Annotated in this window: 17 protein-coding genes; 16 read left to right on the top strand and 1 reads right to left on the bottom strand. The window is 63.4% G+C overall.

All coding sequences use genetic code 11. The annotated features are described in order from the left end of the window. The 16 genes from OIK40_RS01970 (at position 1) to OIK40_RS01895 (ending at position 14967) form a co-directional block, all read left to right on the top strand. Positions 1-144: a hypothetical protein gene (locus OIK40_RS01970; RefSeq protein WP_273675732.1), complete on the top strand. Its 144-nt coding sequence runs from the start codon at positions 1-3 to the stop codon at positions 142-144. Further along, positions 141-317 carry a hypothetical protein gene (locus tag OIK40_RS01965; protein ID WP_273675730.1) on the top strand — a complete coding sequence of 59 codons (177 nt, stop codon included), beginning with the start codon at positions 141-143 and terminating at the stop codon, positions 315-317. Before OIK40_RS01970 ends, OIK40_RS01965 begins: the two co-directional genes overlap by 4 nt. Continuing rightward, on the top strand, positions 317-1609 hold the full coding sequence (gene nuoF / locus OIK40_RS01960; protein ID WP_273675727.1) for an NADH-quinone oxidoreductase subunit NuoF: 1293 nt from the start codon (positions 317-319) through the stop codon (positions 1607-1609). The genes OIK40_RS01965 and nuoF overlap by 1 nt, the downstream gene beginning before the upstream one ends. Beyond that, entirely contained in the window at positions 1609-3639 is a 2031-nt protein-coding gene (gene nuoG, locus OIK40_RS01955) for an NADH-quinone oxidoreductase subunit NuoG (protein ID WP_273675726.1), read from the top strand. Before nuoF ends, nuoG begins: the two co-directional genes overlap by 1 nt. Beyond that, a complete protein-coding gene (locus OIK40_RS01950; protein WP_273675725.1) occupies positions 3636-3827 on the top strand; it encodes a hypothetical protein in 192 nt (63 codons plus the stop codon). The genes nuoG and OIK40_RS01950 overlap by 4 nt, the downstream gene beginning before the upstream one ends. Continuing rightward, a complete protein-coding gene (gene nuoH, locus OIK40_RS01945; protein ID WP_273675724.1) occupies positions 3824-4870 on the top strand; it encodes an NADH-quinone oxidoreductase subunit NuoH in 1047 nt (348 codons plus the stop codon). The genes OIK40_RS01950 and nuoH overlap by 4 nt, the downstream gene beginning before the upstream one ends. Then, complete coding sequence (gene nuoI, locus OIK40_RS01940) at positions 4867-5355, top strand: NADH-quinone oxidoreductase subunit NuoI (protein WP_273675723.1); 489 nt, start codon at positions 4867-4869, stop codon at positions 5353-5355. Before nuoH ends, nuoI begins: the two co-directional genes overlap by 4 nt. A gap of 132 nt (positions 5356-5487) precedes the next feature. Next, a complete protein-coding gene (locus tag OIK40_RS01935; RefSeq protein WP_273675722.1) occupies positions 5488-6111 on the top strand; it encodes an NADH-quinone oxidoreductase subunit J in 624 nt (207 codons plus the stop codon). Beyond that, positions 6108-6413, top strand: a complete 306-nt coding sequence (gene nuoK / locus OIK40_RS01930; protein WP_273675721.1) for an NADH-quinone oxidoreductase subunit NuoK — start codon at positions 6108-6110, stop codon at positions 6411-6413. The genes OIK40_RS01935 and nuoK overlap by 4 nt, the downstream gene beginning before the upstream one ends. A 6-nt stretch (positions 6414-6419) precedes the next feature. Continuing rightward, positions 6420-8411: an NADH-quinone oxidoreductase subunit L gene (gene nuoL, locus OIK40_RS01925; protein WP_273675720.1), complete on the top strand. Its 1992-nt coding sequence runs from the start codon at positions 6420-6422 to the stop codon at positions 8409-8411. Between the two features lie 14 nt (positions 8412-8425). Continuing rightward, on the top strand, positions 8426-9991 hold the full coding sequence (locus OIK40_RS01920) for an NADH-quinone oxidoreductase subunit M (RefSeq protein WP_273675719.1): 1566 nt from the start codon (positions 8426-8428) through the stop codon (positions 9989-9991). Beyond that, positions 9991-11469 carry an NADH-quinone oxidoreductase subunit NuoN gene (gene nuoN, locus OIK40_RS01915; RefSeq protein ID WP_273675718.1) on the top strand — a complete coding sequence of 493 codons (1479 nt, stop codon included), beginning with the start codon at positions 9991-9993 and terminating at the stop codon, positions 11467-11469. The genes OIK40_RS01920 and nuoN overlap by 1 nt, the downstream gene beginning before the upstream one ends. Next, complete coding sequence (locus tag OIK40_RS01910) at positions 11466-12191, top strand: biotin--[acetyl-CoA-carboxylase] ligase (protein ID WP_273675717.1); 726 nt, start codon at positions 11466-11468, stop codon at positions 12189-12191. Before nuoN ends, OIK40_RS01910 begins: the two co-directional genes overlap by 4 nt. A gap of 15 nt (positions 12192-12206) precedes the next feature. Continuing rightward, on the top strand, positions 12207-13001 hold the full coding sequence (locus OIK40_RS01905) for a type III pantothenate kinase (protein WP_273675716.1): 795 nt from the start codon (positions 12207-12209) through the stop codon (positions 12999-13001). A gap of 26 nt (positions 13002-13027) precedes the next feature. Further along, positions 13028-14683 carry a ribonuclease J gene (locus tag OIK40_RS01900; RefSeq protein WP_273675715.1) on the top strand — a complete coding sequence of 552 codons (1656 nt, stop codon included), beginning with the start codon at positions 13028-13030 and terminating at the stop codon, positions 14681-14683. Next, a complete protein-coding gene (locus tag OIK40_RS01895) occupies positions 14683-14967 on the top strand; it encodes a DUF1467 family protein (RefSeq protein ID WP_273675714.1) in 285 nt (94 codons plus the stop codon). The genes OIK40_RS01900 and OIK40_RS01895 overlap by 1 nt, the downstream gene beginning before the upstream one ends. Here the strand turns inward: OIK40_RS01895 and OIK40_RS01890 are convergent. Beyond that, positions 14964-17531: a coiled-coil domain-containing protein gene (locus tag OIK40_RS01890; RefSeq protein ID WP_273675713.1), complete on the bottom strand. Its 2568-nt coding sequence runs from the start codon at positions 17529-17531 to the stop codon at positions 14964-14966. The two genes, OIK40_RS01895 and OIK40_RS01890, sit on opposite strands and share 4 nt — an antisense overlap. Between the last annotated feature and the right edge of the window lie 8 nt (positions 17532-17539).

Here is a 17539-nt window from a genome sequence, read left to right as displayed (position 1 = left end):
TTGACCGCCGTCGCCTCCTTCCTCGGTGCAGCCGTTCTGGCCTTCATCGCCTACAAGGTGCTGATGGGCCTCGTGCGCGTGGGGGTGATCCTGCTCATTCTGGCGGTGCTTTATGGCCTCTACACCCAAGGGGTGATCGGATGAGCCCGTTGACGCTCGCCTTCGCCGGTGCCGGGCTGACCGGTTTCGCGCTCGGCGCTTATTTCAGCGCGACGGGCAAGCTGGAAATGGGCGTGATCCTGATGGGTCTGGGCCTCGTGTTCCAGGTGATTTCGCTGGTGCGTCTCAAGCGCGCCAAAATGCAAGGGAAGCAGTGATGCTGGCTGACAAGGACCGCATCTTTACCAACCTCTACGGGTTCCAGGACTGGGGCCTGAAGGCAGCGCAGGCGCGCGGCGACTGGGACGACACCAAGGCGCTGCTCGCACGCGGGCCGGACTCGATCATCGAGGAAATCAAGGCCAGCGGTCTGCGTGGACGGGGCGGGGCGGGCTTCCCTACGGGGCTCAAGTGGTCCTTCATGCCCAAGGAATCGCGCGACGGGCGGCCCAGCTTTCTCGTCATCAACGCCGACGAATCCGAACCCGGATCGTGCAAAGACCGCGAGATCATCCGCCACGATCCGCACAAGCTGGTCGAAGGCGCGCTGGTCGCCGGTTTCGCGATGCGCGCGCGGGCGGCCTATATCTACATCCGCGGCGAATATATCCGCGAGGCTGAGACGCTGCAGAAGGCGATCGACGAGGCCTATGCCGCGGGACTGATCGGCAAGAACGCCTGCAAGTCGGGCTATGACTTCGACGTCTTCATGCACCGCGGCGCGGGCGCATATATCTGCGGCGAAGAGACCGCGATGATCGAAAGTCTCGAAGGCAAGAAGGGGCAGCCGCGCCTCAAGCCTCCGTTCCCGGCGGGCGCGGGCCTCTATGGCTGCCCGACCACCGTCAACAACGTCGAGAGCATCGCGGTCGCCCCGACGATCCTGCGGCGGGGGGCTGCGTGGTTCTCCAGCTTCGGGCGCGAGAATAACAAGGGCACCAAGCTGTTCCAGATCAGCGGCCACGTGGAAAAGCCCTGCGTCGTCGAAGAATCGATGAGCATTCCCTTCGAGGAACTGATCGAAAAGCACTGCGGCGGGATCCGCGGCGGGTGGGACAATCTGCTTGCGGTTATTCCTGGTGGTTCCTCGGTGCCGCTGGTGCCGGCCGCGCAAATCCGTTCGGCGCCGATGGACTTTGACGGGCTGAAGGAACTCGGCTCGGGTCTCGGCACGGCAGCGGTCATCGTCATGGACAAGTCCACCGATATCGTCCGCGCAATCAGCCGGTTGAGCTATTTCTACAAGCACGAGTCCTGCGGCCAGTGCACCCCCTGCCGTGAAGGCACGGGCTGGATGTGGCGCATGATGGAACGCCTGCGCACCGGCGATGCGGCAATCGAGGAAATCGACATGCTGCAGGAAGTCACCAAGCAGGTCGAAGGCCACACCATCTGCGCGCTGGGCGATGCCGCCGCATGGCCGATTCAGGGCCTCATCCGCCATTTCCGCCCCGAGCTTGAGCGGCGGATCAACGAACACAACGCGCAATTCCAAGAGGCAGCCGAGTAATGCCCAAGGTCACCGTAGACGGTCAGGAAATCGAGGTCCCCGCGGGCGCGACCGTGCTCCAGGCCTGCGAGATGGCGGGCAAGGAAATCCCGCGCTTCTGCTATCACGAGCGCCTCTCCATCGCGGGCAATTGCCGGATGTGCCTTGTCGAGGTGAAGCCCGGGCCGCCCAAGCCGCAGGCCTCCTGCGCGCTGCCGGCCGCCGAGGGCCAGGAAATCCGCACCGACAGCCCGATGGTCAAGAAGGCCCGCGAAGGGGTGATGGAGTTCCTGCTCATCAACCACCCGCTCGATTGCCCCATCTGCGATCAGGGCGGCGAGTGCGATCTGCAGGATCAGGCGGTCGCCTATGGCCGCGGCGGCTCGCGCTATCACGAGAACAAGCGCGCGGTGACCGAGAAGTACATGGGCCCGCTGATCAAGACGATCATGACCCGCTGCATCCACTGCACCCGCTGCGTGCGCTTCTCGGAAGAGATCGCGGGCGTGGACGAAATCGGCGCACTCTACCGCGGCGAGGACATGCAGATCACCACCTACCTCGAACAGGCGGCTGCGCACGAGCTTTCGGCGAACGTCATCGACCTGTGCCCGGTGGGCGCTCTGACCTCGCGGCCCTATGCCTTCGAAGCGCGGCCGTGGGAGCTGAAGAAGACGCTCAGCATTGACGTCTCCGACGCGGTGGGCGCCAACATCATGCTGCATTCCAAGGGCCGCGAAGTCATGCGCGCGCTGCCGCGCGTCAATGACGACGTCAACGAAGAGTGGCTGTCGGACAAGGGCCGCTACCAGGTTGATGGCCTGACCAAGCGCCGGCTCGATCGCGTCTGGATCCGCCGAGAAGGCACGCTCCAGCCCGCCGAGTGGACCGAGGCTTTCGGCATGATTTCGGGTGCTCTCAAGCGCGGCAAGGCGAGCATCGCTGCCGTCGCGGGCGATTTGGTCGATGCCGAAACGATGTTCGCGGCCAAGGCGCTGGTCAATGCCTGCGGCTCGCAGCTGACCGAAGCGCGTCAGACCGGCATGACATATGACGTGTCGAACCTTGCGGCGGTCAATTTCAACAGCACCTTCGCTGGGATCGAGACAGCCGACGCGATCCTGATCGTTGGCAGCAATGTCCGCTGGGAAGCCGCGCTGCTCAACGTCCGTCTGCGCAAGGCGGTGAAGGCGGGGGCGAAGGTCTACATCATCGGCCCCGAATGGGATCCGACCTACCCGGCGACCTTCCTCGGCAGCGACCTCAAGATCCTGAACCGTGTGCCCAAGGAGCTGGGTGACTTCATGAAGTCGGCCAAGCGTCCGGCGGTGATCCTCGGTGCGGCGGCGCTCGCCAAGGGTGCGCTTCCGGCGGCGCTCAAGCTGGTCGACAAGTTCAATCTGGTGCGTACCAGTGAAGACGGCAGCGTCTGGAACGGCTTCAACGTGCTGCACATTTCGGCGGCGCGGATGGCGTCGCTGATGCTGGGGTTCGCCCTGCCGGGCGGCATGGCCGATGTCGCGGCTGCGAAGCCCAAGGTGCTGCTGAGCCTCGGCGCGGACGAGATGGACTATGCGCCCTACGCCAAGAGCCTGAAGGTTTATATCGGCCACCACGGCGACAAGGGCGCGCATCACGCCGACATTATCCTGCCGGGTGCGTCCTATGCCGAAAAGGATGGGACCTACGTCAACACCGAAGGCCGCGTGCAGTTCGCCGAGAAGGCCGTGTTCGCCCCCGGCGACGCGCGCGAGGACTGGACGATCCTGCGTGCGCTGGCCGATGCGCTGCGTGTGAATGTCGGTTTTGACAGCTTTGCGGAACTTCAGGCGAAAATGATCGCCGCCGTTCCCGCACTGGGCGAGGAGGGCCTCGCCGATTACGGCGCGCTGCCCAAGGCGGACAGCAGCGCCAAGGCCGAGGGCGAGATAGCTGGCTACCCGATCAAGGACTTCTACCTCACCAACCCCATCGCCCGCGCCAGCGCGGTGATGCAGCAGTGCTCGGACGAGTTACTGCATGGGGCTGACGTCAAGGAGGCCGCAGAGTGAGCGACGCATTCACCCGGACGGTCGCACGCTTCACGCCGCATTTCTTGATCGCGTTCTTCGTGCTCGCGATCGGCGGCACCGTCGCGACTAATGGCCCGGTGATCGACAACGTGTTCTACGGAAGCTGGTTGCTGATCGCTGCCGCGCTGCTGACCCGGCTCGACATCTACATGGAGGCACGCAAGTGACCGCCTTCTTCCAATCCCTCGGCCTGCCTTACGAATGGGCGTGGACCGTCGCAACCGTGGTCGCGATCGTGGTCGTCTCGCTGCTCGTCATGTTCAGCGTTGCGATGGTGATCTATGTCGACCGCAAGGTGCTGGGCGCGATCATGCTGCGGCGCGGACCCAACGTGGTCGGGCCGTTCGGCCTGCTCCAGTCCTTTGCGGACGGGCTCAAGGTGTTTCTGCAGGAAACCATTATTCCGAGCGCGGCGAACAAGGGCATCTTCCTGCTCGCGCCGATCATCACCTTCACCGTCGCGCTGGCGGCCTGGGCGGTGATTCCGTTCTGGGATGGCGGGGTAATCGCCGACATCAATGTGGGCCTGCTCTACATCCTCGCGATCTCCTCGATGGGGGTTTACGGCGTGGTGATGAGCGGGTGGGCGTCGAACTCCAAATACCCGTTCTTCTCGGCGATGCGCGCCTCGGCGCAGATGATCTCCTACGAAGTCTCGATCGGCTTCGTGCTGGTCTGCGTGGTGCTGTTTGCGGGCACGTTCAACCTCAGCGGCATCGTCAACGCGCAGCAGGGCTTCGGGCTCGGGCTGATCAACGCCTATGCGGTGCACCCGCTGTTGTTCCCGATGTGGGTGGTGTTCTTCATCTCGGCCCTCGCTGAAACCGCGCGAGCGCCATTCGACCTGACCGAGGCCGAGAGCGAGCTTGTCGCGGGTTACCAGACCGAATATTCCTCGATGAGCTTCGCGCTGTTCTGGCTCGGCGAGTATGCCAACATCTTGCTGATGTGCTCGCTCAACACCCTGCTGTTCTGGGGCGGGTGGCTGCCGCCGCTCGACATTCCGGTGCTTTACGCGGTGCCGGGGATCGTGTGGTTCCTCGTCAAGACCTTCATCTTCTTCTTCATGTTCAGCTGGATCTGGGCGACCGTGCCGCGTTACCGCTACGACCAGCTGATGCGGCTTGGCTGGAAGGTGTTCTTGCCGATGAGCCTTCTGTTTGTCGCCGCCACCTCCGGTTACCTCATGGCCATCGGGCATTTCGCATGACAACTGTCTCGCACCTCATCAAATCGTTCACCCTCTGGGAATTCCTCAAGGCGCACGCCTTGACGCTGAAGTATTTCTTCAAGCCCAAGGCGACGATCAACTATCCGTTCGAAAAGTCGCCTCTGTCCCCCCGCTTCCGGGGTGAACACGCGCTGCGGCGCTATCCCAATGGCGAGGAACGCTGCATCGCGTGCAAGCTGTGCGAGGCCGTATGCCCCGCGCAGGCGATCACCATTGAGAGCGAACCGCGCGAGGACGGCAGCCGCCGCACCACCCGCTACGACATCGACATGACTAAGTGCATCTATTGCGGCTTCTGTCAGGAAGCCTGCCCGGTGGATGCGATCGTCGAGGGGCCGAATTTCGAATACGCCACCGAAACCCGCGAGGAGCTGCTTTACGACAAGGCCAAGCTGCTTGCGAATGGTGACAAATGGGAACGGGCCATCGCGGCCAATCTTGAAGCGGACGCACCCTATCGCTAGGGCGCGCCAAACGTAAATCACAGCCGCGCGGGCGGCGCTTCGGCAAGGTCCGCGTAAACGCATTTTGGGATCAGTAAGGACGGCTCTCCGGTCGGCACGCCAAGCGGGCGGACATGGAGGTTGGGGACCAGCATGATACAGGCCATCGCCTTCTATTTCTTCGCGACCATCGTGGTCGGCGCCGCCGTGATGACGATCATGTCGCGCAATCCCGTGCACTCGGTGCTGTGGCTGATCATGGCGTTCTTCAACGCTGCCGGCCTGATGGTGCTGGTGGGCGCGGAGTTCATAGCGATGCTGCTGGTGATCGTTTACGTGGGCGCGGTCGCGGTGCTGTTCCTGTTCGTGGTGATGATGCTCGACATCGATTTCGCCGCGATGCGCGCTGGCTTTTCGCGCAATGCGCCGCTGGGCCTTGCGGTGGCGGCGGTGCTGCTGGCGGAACTGTTGCTGGCCGTGGGCGCCTATAATGCGGGCGGGCTGACGCTCGGCTCGCCCGATGGCAGCGCGATGCAGGCGGCCGATGCCAGCAATATCGAGGCGCTGGGTGCGCTGCTTTACGGCAAGTATATCGCGCTGTTCGAGATCGCGGGGATCATCTTGCTGGTCGCAATGATCGGCGCGATCGTGCTGACCTTCCAGCCGCCCAAGCCCGGTGCGCGCGCGCGCCAGGACGTCGGCAAGCAGATCCGTCGCCGTCCCGAAGAGGCAACCGTCATGAAGAACCCGGAAGTCGGGCAGGGGGTCGAACTGTGATCGGCATCGAACATTATCTTACCGTCGGCGCGATCCTGTTCGTGCTCGGCGTGCTGGGGATCTTCCTCAATCGCAAGAACGTGATCGTCATCCTGATGGCGGTCGAACTGATCCTATTGTCGGTAAACCTCAACCTCGTCGCCTTCAGCGCCTTCATGCAGGATCTGGTCGGCCAGATCTTCGCCATGCTGGTGCTGACCGTGGCAGCGGCCGAGGCAGCGATCGGTCTGGCGATCCTTGTCATCTATTTCCGTGGCCGCGGCACCATCGCGGTCGACGATATCAACCGGATGAAGGGGTAAGACCCGGTGCATCCCATCCTTATCATCACCTTCGCGCCGCTGCTCGCTGCCCTGATTGCAGGGCTGGGCAATCGCATGATCGGCAATGTGGCGGCCAAGTCCGTCACCACCGGCGCGCTGTTGCTTTCCTCGGGCCTTAGCTGGACGATTTTCCTCGGTTTCCTTGGCGGCACGCAGACTGCCGAAGTCGTCGAAGTCCTGAAGTGGGTCCAGAGCGGTACGCTCAGCTTCGACTGGTCGCTGCGTGTCGATACGCTCACTGCGATCATGCTGGTGGTAATCAACTCGGTCTCCGCGCTCGTGCACCTCTATTCCTGGGGGTACATGGAGGAAGACCCGGATCAGCCGCGCTTCTTTGCCTACCTGTCGCTGTTCACCTTCGCGATGCTGATGCTCGTGACGGCGGACAACCTCGTGCAGATGTTCTTCGGATGGGAAGGGGTGGGCCTTGCGTCCTACCTGCTGATCGGTTTCTGGTTCAAGAAGCCGAGCGCGGGCGCTGCGGCGATCAAGGCTTTCGTGGTCAACCGCGTCGGTGACTTGGGCTTCATGCTCGGCATCTTCGGCACCTACATGGTGTTCCAGACGACCTCGATCACCGAGATCCTCGCCGCCGCCCCGGGTATGAGCGGATCGACGATTACCTTTGTCGGGATGCGCCTCTACACCATGGACATCCTGTGCATCCTCCTGTTCATCGGGGCGATGGGCAAGTCGGCGCAGCTTGGCCTCCACACGTGGCTGCCCGATGCGATGGAAGGCCCGACGCCGGTCTCCGCGCTGATCCACGCGGCAACCATGGTGACGGCGGGCGTGTTCATGCTGTGCCGCCTGTCGCCGATGTTCGAAACCGCGCCGACCGCGCTGACAATCGTCACCATCGTCGGGGCTGCCACCTGCTTCTTCGCTGCCACAATCGGCACCACGCAGTGGGACATTAAGCGGGTCATCGCCTATTCGACCTGTTCGCAGCTGGGTTACATGTTCTTTGCTGCGGGCGTCGGGGCCTATGGCGCGGCGATGTTCCACCTGTTTACGCACGCCTTCTTCAAGGCGCTGCTGTTCCTGGGTGCAGGCTCGGTGATCCATGCGATGCACCACGAACAGGACATGCGCTATTACGGCGGGCTGCGTAAGCACATCCCGCTGACCTTCTACGCGATGCTGGCAGGCACGCTGGCGATCACCGGGCTTGGTGTCTATCACCTTGGCGTCGGCTTTGCGGGCTTCTGGTCGAAGGACGCGATCCTCGAAGTCGCCTTCGCGCGCGGCACGCAGGTTTCCACCACCGCCTTCTGGTTGGGCGTGGGCGCGGCGCTGCTGACCAGCTTCTACAGCTGGCGTCTGCTGTTCCTCACCTTCTGGGGCAAGCCCCGCTGGATCGAGAGCGAGCACATCCAGCACGCCGTCCACAAGACGCCTGAACAGGCGGGCGAGGACACCACCGGCGGCTATCACCCTCATGAAAGCCCGGCGTCGATGCTGATCCCGCTCGGCGTGCTGACCATTGGGGCGATTGCGGCAGGACAAGTATTCGCCCCGCAGTTCCTCGACAATGCCGCCTTCTGGGACCGGTCGATCTTCTACAACGAACCGTTGATCCACGCGATGCACGCCGTGCCTTACTGGGTGAAGTATTCGGCCTTCATCGTGATGCTGCTTGGCTTCACCGGCGCTTACGTGGCCTACATCGCCAAGCCCGATATCCCGGCAAAGTTTGTCGCTACCTTCGGTGCACTGCACAACTTCGTTTACCGCAAGTGGTACTTCGACGAGCTATATGATGCGGTCTTCGTGAAGCCTGCCTTCTGGCTGGGCCGCAAATTCTGGCAGCTCGGCGATATCGGCACCATCGACCGCTTCGGCCCCAACGGCATAGCCTGGGTGGTCGATCGCAGCGCCACAGCGGCCAAGTCGATCCAGTCGGGCTACGTCTACACCTATGCGCTGATCATGCTCCTCGGGCTGGTTGCCGCTGTCACCTACGTTCTGCTTTAGGAGCGCGCTTCGTAATGGAAGGCCTTCCCATCCTCACTGTGATGATGCTCGTGCCGCTCGCGGGCGCGCTGGCATGCCTGTTTGCAGGCGCCAACGCCGCGCGCTGGATTGCGCTTGGGGCGACGCTTGTCACCTTCGGTTTCGGCATCGTGCTGTGGTCCAATTACCAGATCGGCGGTCCGCAGTGGCAGTTCACCGAAAAGGCCGATTTGTTTGCGGGCTTCAGCTATGCGCTGGGGATCGACGGCATTGCGCTGCTGCTGATCATGCTCAGCGTTTTCCTGATGCCGATCTGTATCCTTGCGAGCTGGGACGCGATCCAGAAGCGCGTCGGCGAATACATGGCCGCCTTCCTGTTCATGGAAGTGCTGATGATCGGCACCTTCGCGGCGCAGGACCTGTTCCTGTTCTACGTCTTTTTCGAGGCGGGCCTTATCCCGATGTATCTGATCATCGGTGTGTGGGGCGGGGACAACCGCATCTACGCGAGCTACAAGTTCTTCCTCTACACCCTGCTTGGCTCGGTGCTGATGCTGATCGCGATGTTCTGGATGGTGGCCGAGGCTGGCACCTCCGACATCCCGACGCTGATGCAGTATAATTTCCCGGCTGAGGCGCAGACATGGCTGTGGCTGGCATTCTTCGCGAGCTTCGCGGTGAAGGTGCCGATGTGGCCGCTGCACACTTGGCTGCCGGATGCGCACGTTCAGGCGCCCACTGCCGGTTCGGTGATCCTAGCCGGCGTGCTGCTCAAACTCGGCGGCTACGGCTTCATCCGCTTCAGCCTGCCGATGTTCCCCGATGCTTCCGCCGATTTCGCGTGGCTGGTATTCATCTTGTCGATGATCGCGGTGGTCTACACCTCACTGGTCGCGCTGGTTCAGGCCGACATGAAGAAGCTGATCGCCTATTCATCGGTCGCGCACATGGCGATCGTCACAGTCGGCCTGTTCGCCTTCAACGTGCAGGGGCTGGAAGGCGCGATGATCATCATGCTCTCCCACGGTCTCGTCTCGGGCGCGTTGTTCCTCTGCGTGGGCGTGATTTACGACCGCCTGCACACCCGCGAGATCGCGCGTTACGGCGGGTTGGCGATCAATATGCCTTACTACGCGCTGTTCTTCCTGCTGTTCACCATGGCAAGCATCGGCCTGCCGGGCACCAGCGGTTTCGTCGGAGAATTCCTGTCGCTGGCAGGGATCTACCAGACCTCTAGCCTCGTCGCGCTGGTTTCGACCACGGGGATCATTCTGGGCGCGGCCTACATGCTGTACCTCTATCGCCGTGTCGCTTTCGGCGGACAGACTAACGAGGATGCCGCCGCCATGGGTGACATCACCGCCCGTGAATGGGTCATGATGGCGCCGATCGCCGCAGTGGTGCTGTGGATGGGCGTCTATCCCGAAAGCTTCCTTGCGCCGATGCGTGCCGACATCGCGGTGCTCGATGCCCGCCTTGCCGCTGCTGCTCCGGCCTCCGATGCGCAGCTTGCGCCCGGCACTCCGCGTGCCGAGGCCGCCAATGCGCTTCCTCAACACGAGAATACCGATCATGCCGGCGCCAAGGAGGGCGCGCACTGATGGATTTCGCTCCTTCCTTCGCGCTTGTTGCCCCTGAACTGCTGCTGATCGGCGCGGGACTTGCGCTTCTGCTGGTCGCCGCCTGGGGCGGGGACAAGGTCGCGCGCCCGATGGCAATTGCGGCTGCCGCAGCGCTGTTCGGGGCCGGTTTTATGCTGGTTCCGGGGCTGCATTTCGGCACCGACGGCCCTGCAACGCTGGCGTTTGGCGGCTTGCTCAAGGTCGACAGCTTCGCGCTGTTCGCCAAGGCGCTGATCTATCTTGCCGCTATCGGCGCATTGATGGTGGCACCGGCGTTCTTCACCAGCGCGGCTGCGGGCACCGAGCGCGTGATGCGCGCGGAATATCCGGTGCTGGTGCTGTTCGCGACCGTCGGCATGAGCATCATGGTGTCGGCCAATGACTTCATGAGCCTTTATCTTGGGCTCGAGCTCAACAGCCTCTCGGCCTATGTGCTGGCAGCGATCCTGCGCCGCGATGCGCGTTCGGGCGAGGCGGGGCTGAAGTACTTCGTGCTTGGCGCGCTGGCCTCGGGCATCCTGCTTTACGGGATGAGCTTGCTTTACGGCTTTACCGGCGGCACCGCCTTCACGGCCGTGCGCGCGGGCCTGACAGGCGAGATGGGTACCGGCGCGCTGTTCGGCGTGATTTTCGTGCTCGCGGGTCTTGCCTTTAAGATCTCTGCTGTGCCGTTCCACATGTGGACGCCTGACGTCTATGAAGGCGCGCCGACACCCGTCACCGCCTTTTTCGCCACCGCTCCCAAGGTTGCCGCTGTCGCACTGACCGCGCGCGTGGCGTTCGAGGTGTTCGGCGCGCAGGTCGCCGCGTGGCAGCAGATCGTGATGTTCACCGCGCTCGCCTCGATCATCTTCGGCGCGCTGGGCGCGATCGGTCAGGAAAACCTCAAGCGCCTCCTAGCCTATTCCTCGATCAACAATATCGGCTTCATCCTGCTGGGCCTGGCGGTTGCCAACCAGACCGGGGCCGCCGCGATGCTGGTCTACCTGTTCATCTACGTCGCGATGAGCCTTGGCAGCTTTGTCGCCCTGCTGATGCTGCGTGGCGAGGATGGTGCGCTTTACGAAACCTTTGCCGACATTCGCGGGCTTTCGGTCACCCGCCCGGCGATTGCGTGGGCGCTGCTGCTGTTCATGTTCAGCCTTGCCGGCATTCCGCCGCTGCTCGGTTTCTACAGCAAGTTCGTGGTGTTCCAGGCGACGGTCGAAGCCGGTCTGATCGCCTTTGGTGCCATCGCCATCGCGGCAAGCGTGATCGGCGCGTTCTACTACATCAAGTTCGTCAAGGTGATGTTCTTCGATGAACCGGCAGGCGTGGTCACCGGCAAGAGCGAAACAGGCCATTGGGCGCTGCTCGGCCTGACAGCGCTTATCATCTCGCCGATCGGTTATCTTCTCACCCCGTCGTTGACCGATCTGGCCGACAAGGCCGCCGCCTCGCTGTTCCTCGCGGTTTGAGCGGTTCCCCGCATATCCGGGTGGTCGACGAGACCGGCTCGACCAATGCTGACCTCGCGGCGGCAATCCGCAGCGGGGAGGGGTGGCCGGAAGGGCAGTGGCTGATTGCCCGCCGCCAGACCGCGGGTCGCGGCCGGCAGGGGCGCGAATGGTTCGACGGCGCGGGCAACTTCATGGGCTCTACCGTCGTTGCGGTGGGCGAGGGCGGGCCGCCGCCGGCATCGCTCAGCTTTGTCGCCGCGCTGGCGGTGCGCGATGCCGTGGGCGAGGCGCTGGGTGAAGAGGCCCCGCTCGCGCTCAAATGGCCAAATGATGTCCTGCTGGGCGGTGCCAAGCTATCGGGTATCCTTCTGGAAATGGTGCGCGGGACGATCATTGTCGGCATCGGCGTGAATCTCGCCCGTACGCCGCAATTGCCCGATCGCAAGACCGCTGCTCTCGCTGACATCATGACGCCGCCGGCGCTCGAGGATTTTGCGGCGTCCCTCGCTTCGCATTTCGCTCGCCGGCTCGAAAACTGGCGCACCTACGGACTCGGTGCGACATTGCAGGCGTTCCTTGCCCACGCGATCCACGCGCAAGGTTCGCCCCTGACCGTCCACGACAGCGACGGTTCGACGCTTTCCGGGTCCTTTGCGGGGCTTGAGGAAAGCGACGGTGCGTTACGGCTGCGCTTGGCGGATGGCAGCGAACGTGTCATTCGCGCAGGCGACATTTCCTAGTTGAGGATTACCACAATGCTGCTCGCCGCCGATGTCGGGAACACCAATGTCGTCTTCGCGCTGTTCACCTATGGCGATGACGGGACACACACCATCCGCGCGCGCTGGCGGATCGCCACCGATCCGCGCCGGACGGGCGACGAATATGCTGTGTGGCTGCTCCAACTGCTAAAAATCGAAGGGGTAGAGCGCGACGAGATCACCCAGATCATCGTCGCATCGGTGGTGCCGCGGGCCGATCATAACCTCACCGTGCTGTGCCAGAAATATTTCGGCATCACTCCGCTGTTTGCGGGACAGGGCGCGGCGCGGTGGCGGTTCGAGATCGATGTTGACCAGCCCTCGTCGCTGGGGGCCGACCGCGCGCTCAATATCCTTGCCGCACATCACAAGTACGGCGGCGATCTGATCGTGGTCGATTTCGGCACGGCGACCAAGTTTGAGGCGGTCGATTTCACAGGAGCCTACAAGGGCGGATCGATCGCGCCCGGAATCAACCTGTCGCTTGATGCTCTGGTCGGCAAGACCGCCAAGCTACCGCGTATCGCCATTCGTGCGCCCGCCAGCCGCAGCGTGATCGGCCGCAACACCGAAGACCAGATGCTGATCGGCGTGTTCTGGGGTTATGTGGCGATGATGGAAGGCATGGTGGCGCGGATGAAGACCGAGATTGGTCGCCCCGCAAAGGTTGTAGCGACCGGCGGGCTCGCCATATTGTTCGATGACGCGACCGAGATCTTCGATCATGTCGATGCCGATCTCACACTGGATGGTCTCGCGATCCTTGCCCGTCAGGCGGAAACTGTCTGACCCCCCATCTTAGAACCGGAAATATTTTGAAGAACGATTTTACACCTGAAGACGAGCTCCTTTTCCTTGCCCTTGGCGGTTCGGGGGAGATCGGCATGAACGTCAATCTCTACGGCTGTCAGGGCAAATGGCTGATGGTCGATCTCGGCATGACCTTCTCCGGCACCGAATATCCGGGCGTTGATCTGGTATTTGCCGATCTCGATTTCATCGAGGAGCGGGTGGAGGATCTGCTTGGTATCGTCCTGACCCACGCGCACGAGGATCATATCGGCGCGGTGCCCTATTTCGCGGGCGAACTGGGTGTGCCGCTTTATGCCACGCCCTTCACCGCCGATCTGGTGGCACGCAAGCTGGAAGAGGCCGGTCTGCTTGGCAAGGTGGAACTGAACATTATCGAAGACGATCACGGGGTGATCGACATCGGGCCGTTCAGCGTCACCTATATCCCGCTGGCGCACTCGATTGCCGAGGGCAACGCGCTGCTGATCGACACCCCGCACGGGCGCATCTTCCACACCGGCGACTGGAAGCTGGACGAGGACCCGATCATCGGTGAGCCGACCACCGAGGAGGAATTGCGCGCTATCGGGGACGAAGGCGTGCTCGCGCTGGTGTGCGATTCGACCAATGTGTTCAACCCGAAGCCCTCGGGCTCTGAAGGCGCGGTGCATCACGCGCTGATGGAGGAAGTCGCGCGCCATAAGGGCAAGCGCGTCGTCGTCACCACCTTTGCCAGCAATGTCGCACGCCTACAGACGCTGGGCGAGGTCGCGCGCGAGACAGGGCGGCAGATCTGCGTCGCGGGCCGCTCGCTCGATCGCATCATCGAGGTCGCGCAGGACAACGGCTATCTTCAGGACTTCCCGACCCCGGTCGATTTCGACACGGCAATGGGCCTTCCGCGCGGAGAAGTGCTGGTGCTGGCCACCGGCGGGCAGGGCGAACCGCGCGCGGCGCTGGCGCGCATGGCCGACAATAATCATCCGATCGAATTGACCGCGGGCGACGTGGTGCTGTTTTCATCGCGCCAGATCCCGGGCAACGAAATTCCCATCGGGCGTATCCAGAACCAGCTCGCTGCGCGCGGGATCACCATGGTGACCGACAGGCAGGCCTTCATCCATGTTTCCGGCCACCCGGGGCGCCCGGAGCTTGAGGCGCTTTACGAGTGGTTGCAACCCGAGGTGCTTGTGCCTGTTCATGGCGAGATGCGGCACATGGTCGAGCAGGCGCGCGTCGGGAAGGCTTCCGGTATTCCGGCACAGGTCGTGCAGAAGAACGGTGATATCGTCCGCCTTGCGCCGGGCAAGCCGGGCAAGCTGGCCGAGGTGCGCGCCGGCCGTCTGGTGCTGGATGGCGATATCATTGCCCCCGCCAATGGCGAGGCGATCACCATGCGCCGCAGGATCGCTGCCGAGGGCGTCATGGTCGTGGTGCTGGTGCGCGGCTCCGTTCCGCTGATCGAGGCGGTCGGCCTGCCGCTGGAAGAGGACATGCCCGAGTTCCTCGCGGAAGCGGCGAATGACGTGCTTAACGCCATTTCGCGGCTCAAGGGCAAGGATGCGCGCGATCCCGCTGCCGTTCACGAAGCAGCGCGGCTCGCCGCCCGGCGTGCGGCGCAGCGCTGGGCGGGCAAGCGTCCGCAGGTGCGGGTGATAATGCCGAGAAGTCCCGACTGATGCAGATCACGTCGATTGCCGCGATCTATTTCCTGTTCTGGGTGATGAGCGCCTTCGTCATGCTGCCTTTCGGCGTCCGCACAGCTGATGAGGCGGGCGAGGAGAAGGTGCCGGGACAGGCCGAAAGCGCGCCTGTCAATTTCCGTCCGGGCCGTCTGGCGCTGCGGGCGACCGTGCTGGCGGCCGTCCTCACCAGCATTTTCGTGGCCAATTATGAATATGGCTGGATCACGATGGACGACATCGACATTCTGCCCAAGCCACCCGTCGCCGGAGAAAGCTAACTCCGGAACCGCTGGATCGACTGTGCCAGGGCGACGTATAGCTTGCCCATGTCCGAACCCAGCATCGTCACGCTCAGAACGTGGCCGTCGCGGGTCGACAGGGTGGCGCGCAGCATCGCCTCGAAATCGTGGATGTAACGGCTGACATTGGTCTTGAAGGTGTCGTCGCGCTGGTAGAGCTCGACGATCTCGCGGGCCATGCCGTTGTCGATCAGGCGCACTGCGCGGCGGGTGAATATGCCGCGGTCGCCCTTCAGATACGCGTCCCAAGCGGTGTCGGCGACCTCGGTTGACAACGCGCCACTTATGTCGATCGCTGCGGAGTTCAGGCTGTCGGTAATCAGCGCCATGCGCCGCGCGAAGTCATTGTTGACCTGCTCTTCGGCAAGCTCTCGGGCCCGGGAAACGCGCTGTTCCAGATTGCCGGTCAGCTCGTTTACCCGCACCAACTGGTCGCGAAGCTGTATCACCACTTCGCGTCCCACGCCCGACGCATGGGCTGCGGCTTGTTCGATCTTGCCGATGGTCGCGGCGGTTTCGTTGCGCAAGGCGCGTTCGAGGACCTGCACCGCTTCCTCGCCGAGCTTTTCCGCCATGGCAGTGGTCTTCTCGCGGGTGCCTTCCTCCAGCGTGACAAAAGCCTGGGCGATCGCGGTTTCAAGCGCCGATAGCGCCTCGCGCAGACGTTCCTGCGTGTCTCCGGCGAGCGTTCCACTTTCGTTGGCCAGTCGCGCAAACCCGCCGCGCAGGCCCTGAATTCGGGCGAGTGCTTCGTCCGATTGCTCCGCCAACCGTGCACGGAAACCTGCGATGGCCTCGTCCGCCGCGTCTATCTCGCTGCGGGTCTTGACGAGATAGTCCGACAGGTCGCTGCCGCTCTGGCTAGTGCGCAGCATCATCTGCCCTACTTCGTCCGCGCGCCCCTCAATTGCAGTGAGGCTTTCGCTGGCAGAGGCGATCGCCTGTTGCAGATCCTCGCGGCTCGTGCGTGCGCCCGACTGGATGATTTCCAGCAACCGCACGCCGCTTTCGGTGAGTTGTGCAAGCCGCGCTTCGGTCTCGCCCAGCGCAATGCGCTTTGCCGACAGCTTCTCGCCCAGCTCGTCGAACCCGGTCGTCAGGCTGTTGCGGGCAGCATCGCCCTGCTGGCTGACTTGTGCCAGAAGTCCGCCGAACTTTTCCAGCTGTGCAGCAATGCTTTCGCCATGGGCCACCAGCTTTTCGGTGTCCGCCACTTGCGCCTCGCGCCGCTGGGCGAGAGCATCGTCGAGCGCCGCCAGCCGCTGAGCAAGTACTTCGCTGGCCTGCGCCTCGCGGGTGTCGAAGGCGGCCTGACGCTGCTCGATTGCCTCGGAGAAACGAAGATCACGCTCGGCCAGACGGGCTTCGAGACGATCCGCTTCCCCGGCAATTGCCGCGATCCGCTCACGCGCGGCGGCAAGCGCCTGCGCCTCAGTCTCCTCCACCACCCGGAGCCGTTCGGCCATGTCCTGTTCGAGCGCGGCGAGTTCATTGCGCATCTGATCGCGCGCGGCATCTTCCGCCTGACGCAGCCGCTCGGCAGTGGCCGAAAGATCGGTTTCAAGCTGGACGGTACGCGCGCGCAGTTCCTCTAGCGCGGCGGCTTCCAGTTCTTCGAGCCGTTCACGATAGGCCCCGGCCTCACCCTGAAGGGCAGTAAAGCGGTTTGCGACCAGCGCTTCGACCCGCTCCACCTGCGTCTCGAAACTCTCGAGCGTCTGTCCGATGGTGGACGCAAGGCCCTGCACACGCACTTCGCTGCTGCTGCCAAGCTCGCCAAGCTTTTCGAAACCGCCGCCCAGGCGTTCAAGCTGGTGCAGGGCATTGTTACCTGCGCTACCGATCTGGTTGGCGACATCGCGCGCGGCATTGGCGATCACCGGCAGATCGTCACGCAGCCGGTTCATGTTGCCGAGCGCAGTTTCGCTTGCAGTGCCGATTGCGTCGACCTGTGCGCCATTGGTGGTGATAAGTTGTTGCAGTTCCCCGGCGTGGGTGGAAATGCGCTCCGCCGCGATCCGGCCCAGCGCCTCGAGATCGCGCGATTGCGCGGCAAGAAATTCGCGCGCCAGACTAAGCTCGCGATTGACCACCTTGAGCCGTTCTTCCAGCTCCGCACTTTCCCGGCTGAGCAGTGCAGCGCTGGCGGCAAAACGGTTCGCTTCGGCCCGCGAGGAACGCATCGCGAGCAGCCAGACAATGCCGATCAGGGCCACGGGCACCGACCATTCGACGATCCATCCCGCCCATTCGGTAGGCGCCGCACCCCCGATCGCCGCACTGCTGATGGTCCAGCCGAAAAATCCGGTCCACGCGGCAATTGCGACGAGGGCAAGGGCAGGGGGCAGCCAGCCTGAGCGCGAGGGCGCCGAAGCGCGGTCCGGCAGGTCGAGTGCCGGCGCTTCCCATTCCTCCCTCAGCAGCATTTCCTCGTTCGCGGTGGCAGAGCCGGGCTCGTCTCCGTCCTGCGTCGAAGGTGATTGCGCCGGGTGATCCGCCCCGCTCTTGCGCCCCAAGGCGCGTATCTGGTGCCGTCCTGCCATGCCCCCTC

The sequence above is a fragment of the Erythrobacter fulvus genome, assembly GCF_028595285.1.
Taxonomy (GTDB): domain Bacteria; phylum Pseudomonadota; class Alphaproteobacteria; order Sphingomonadales; family Sphingomonadaceae; genus Erythrobacter; species Erythrobacter fulvus.
This window is presented reverse-complemented; position numbering and strand designations above follow the sequence as displayed.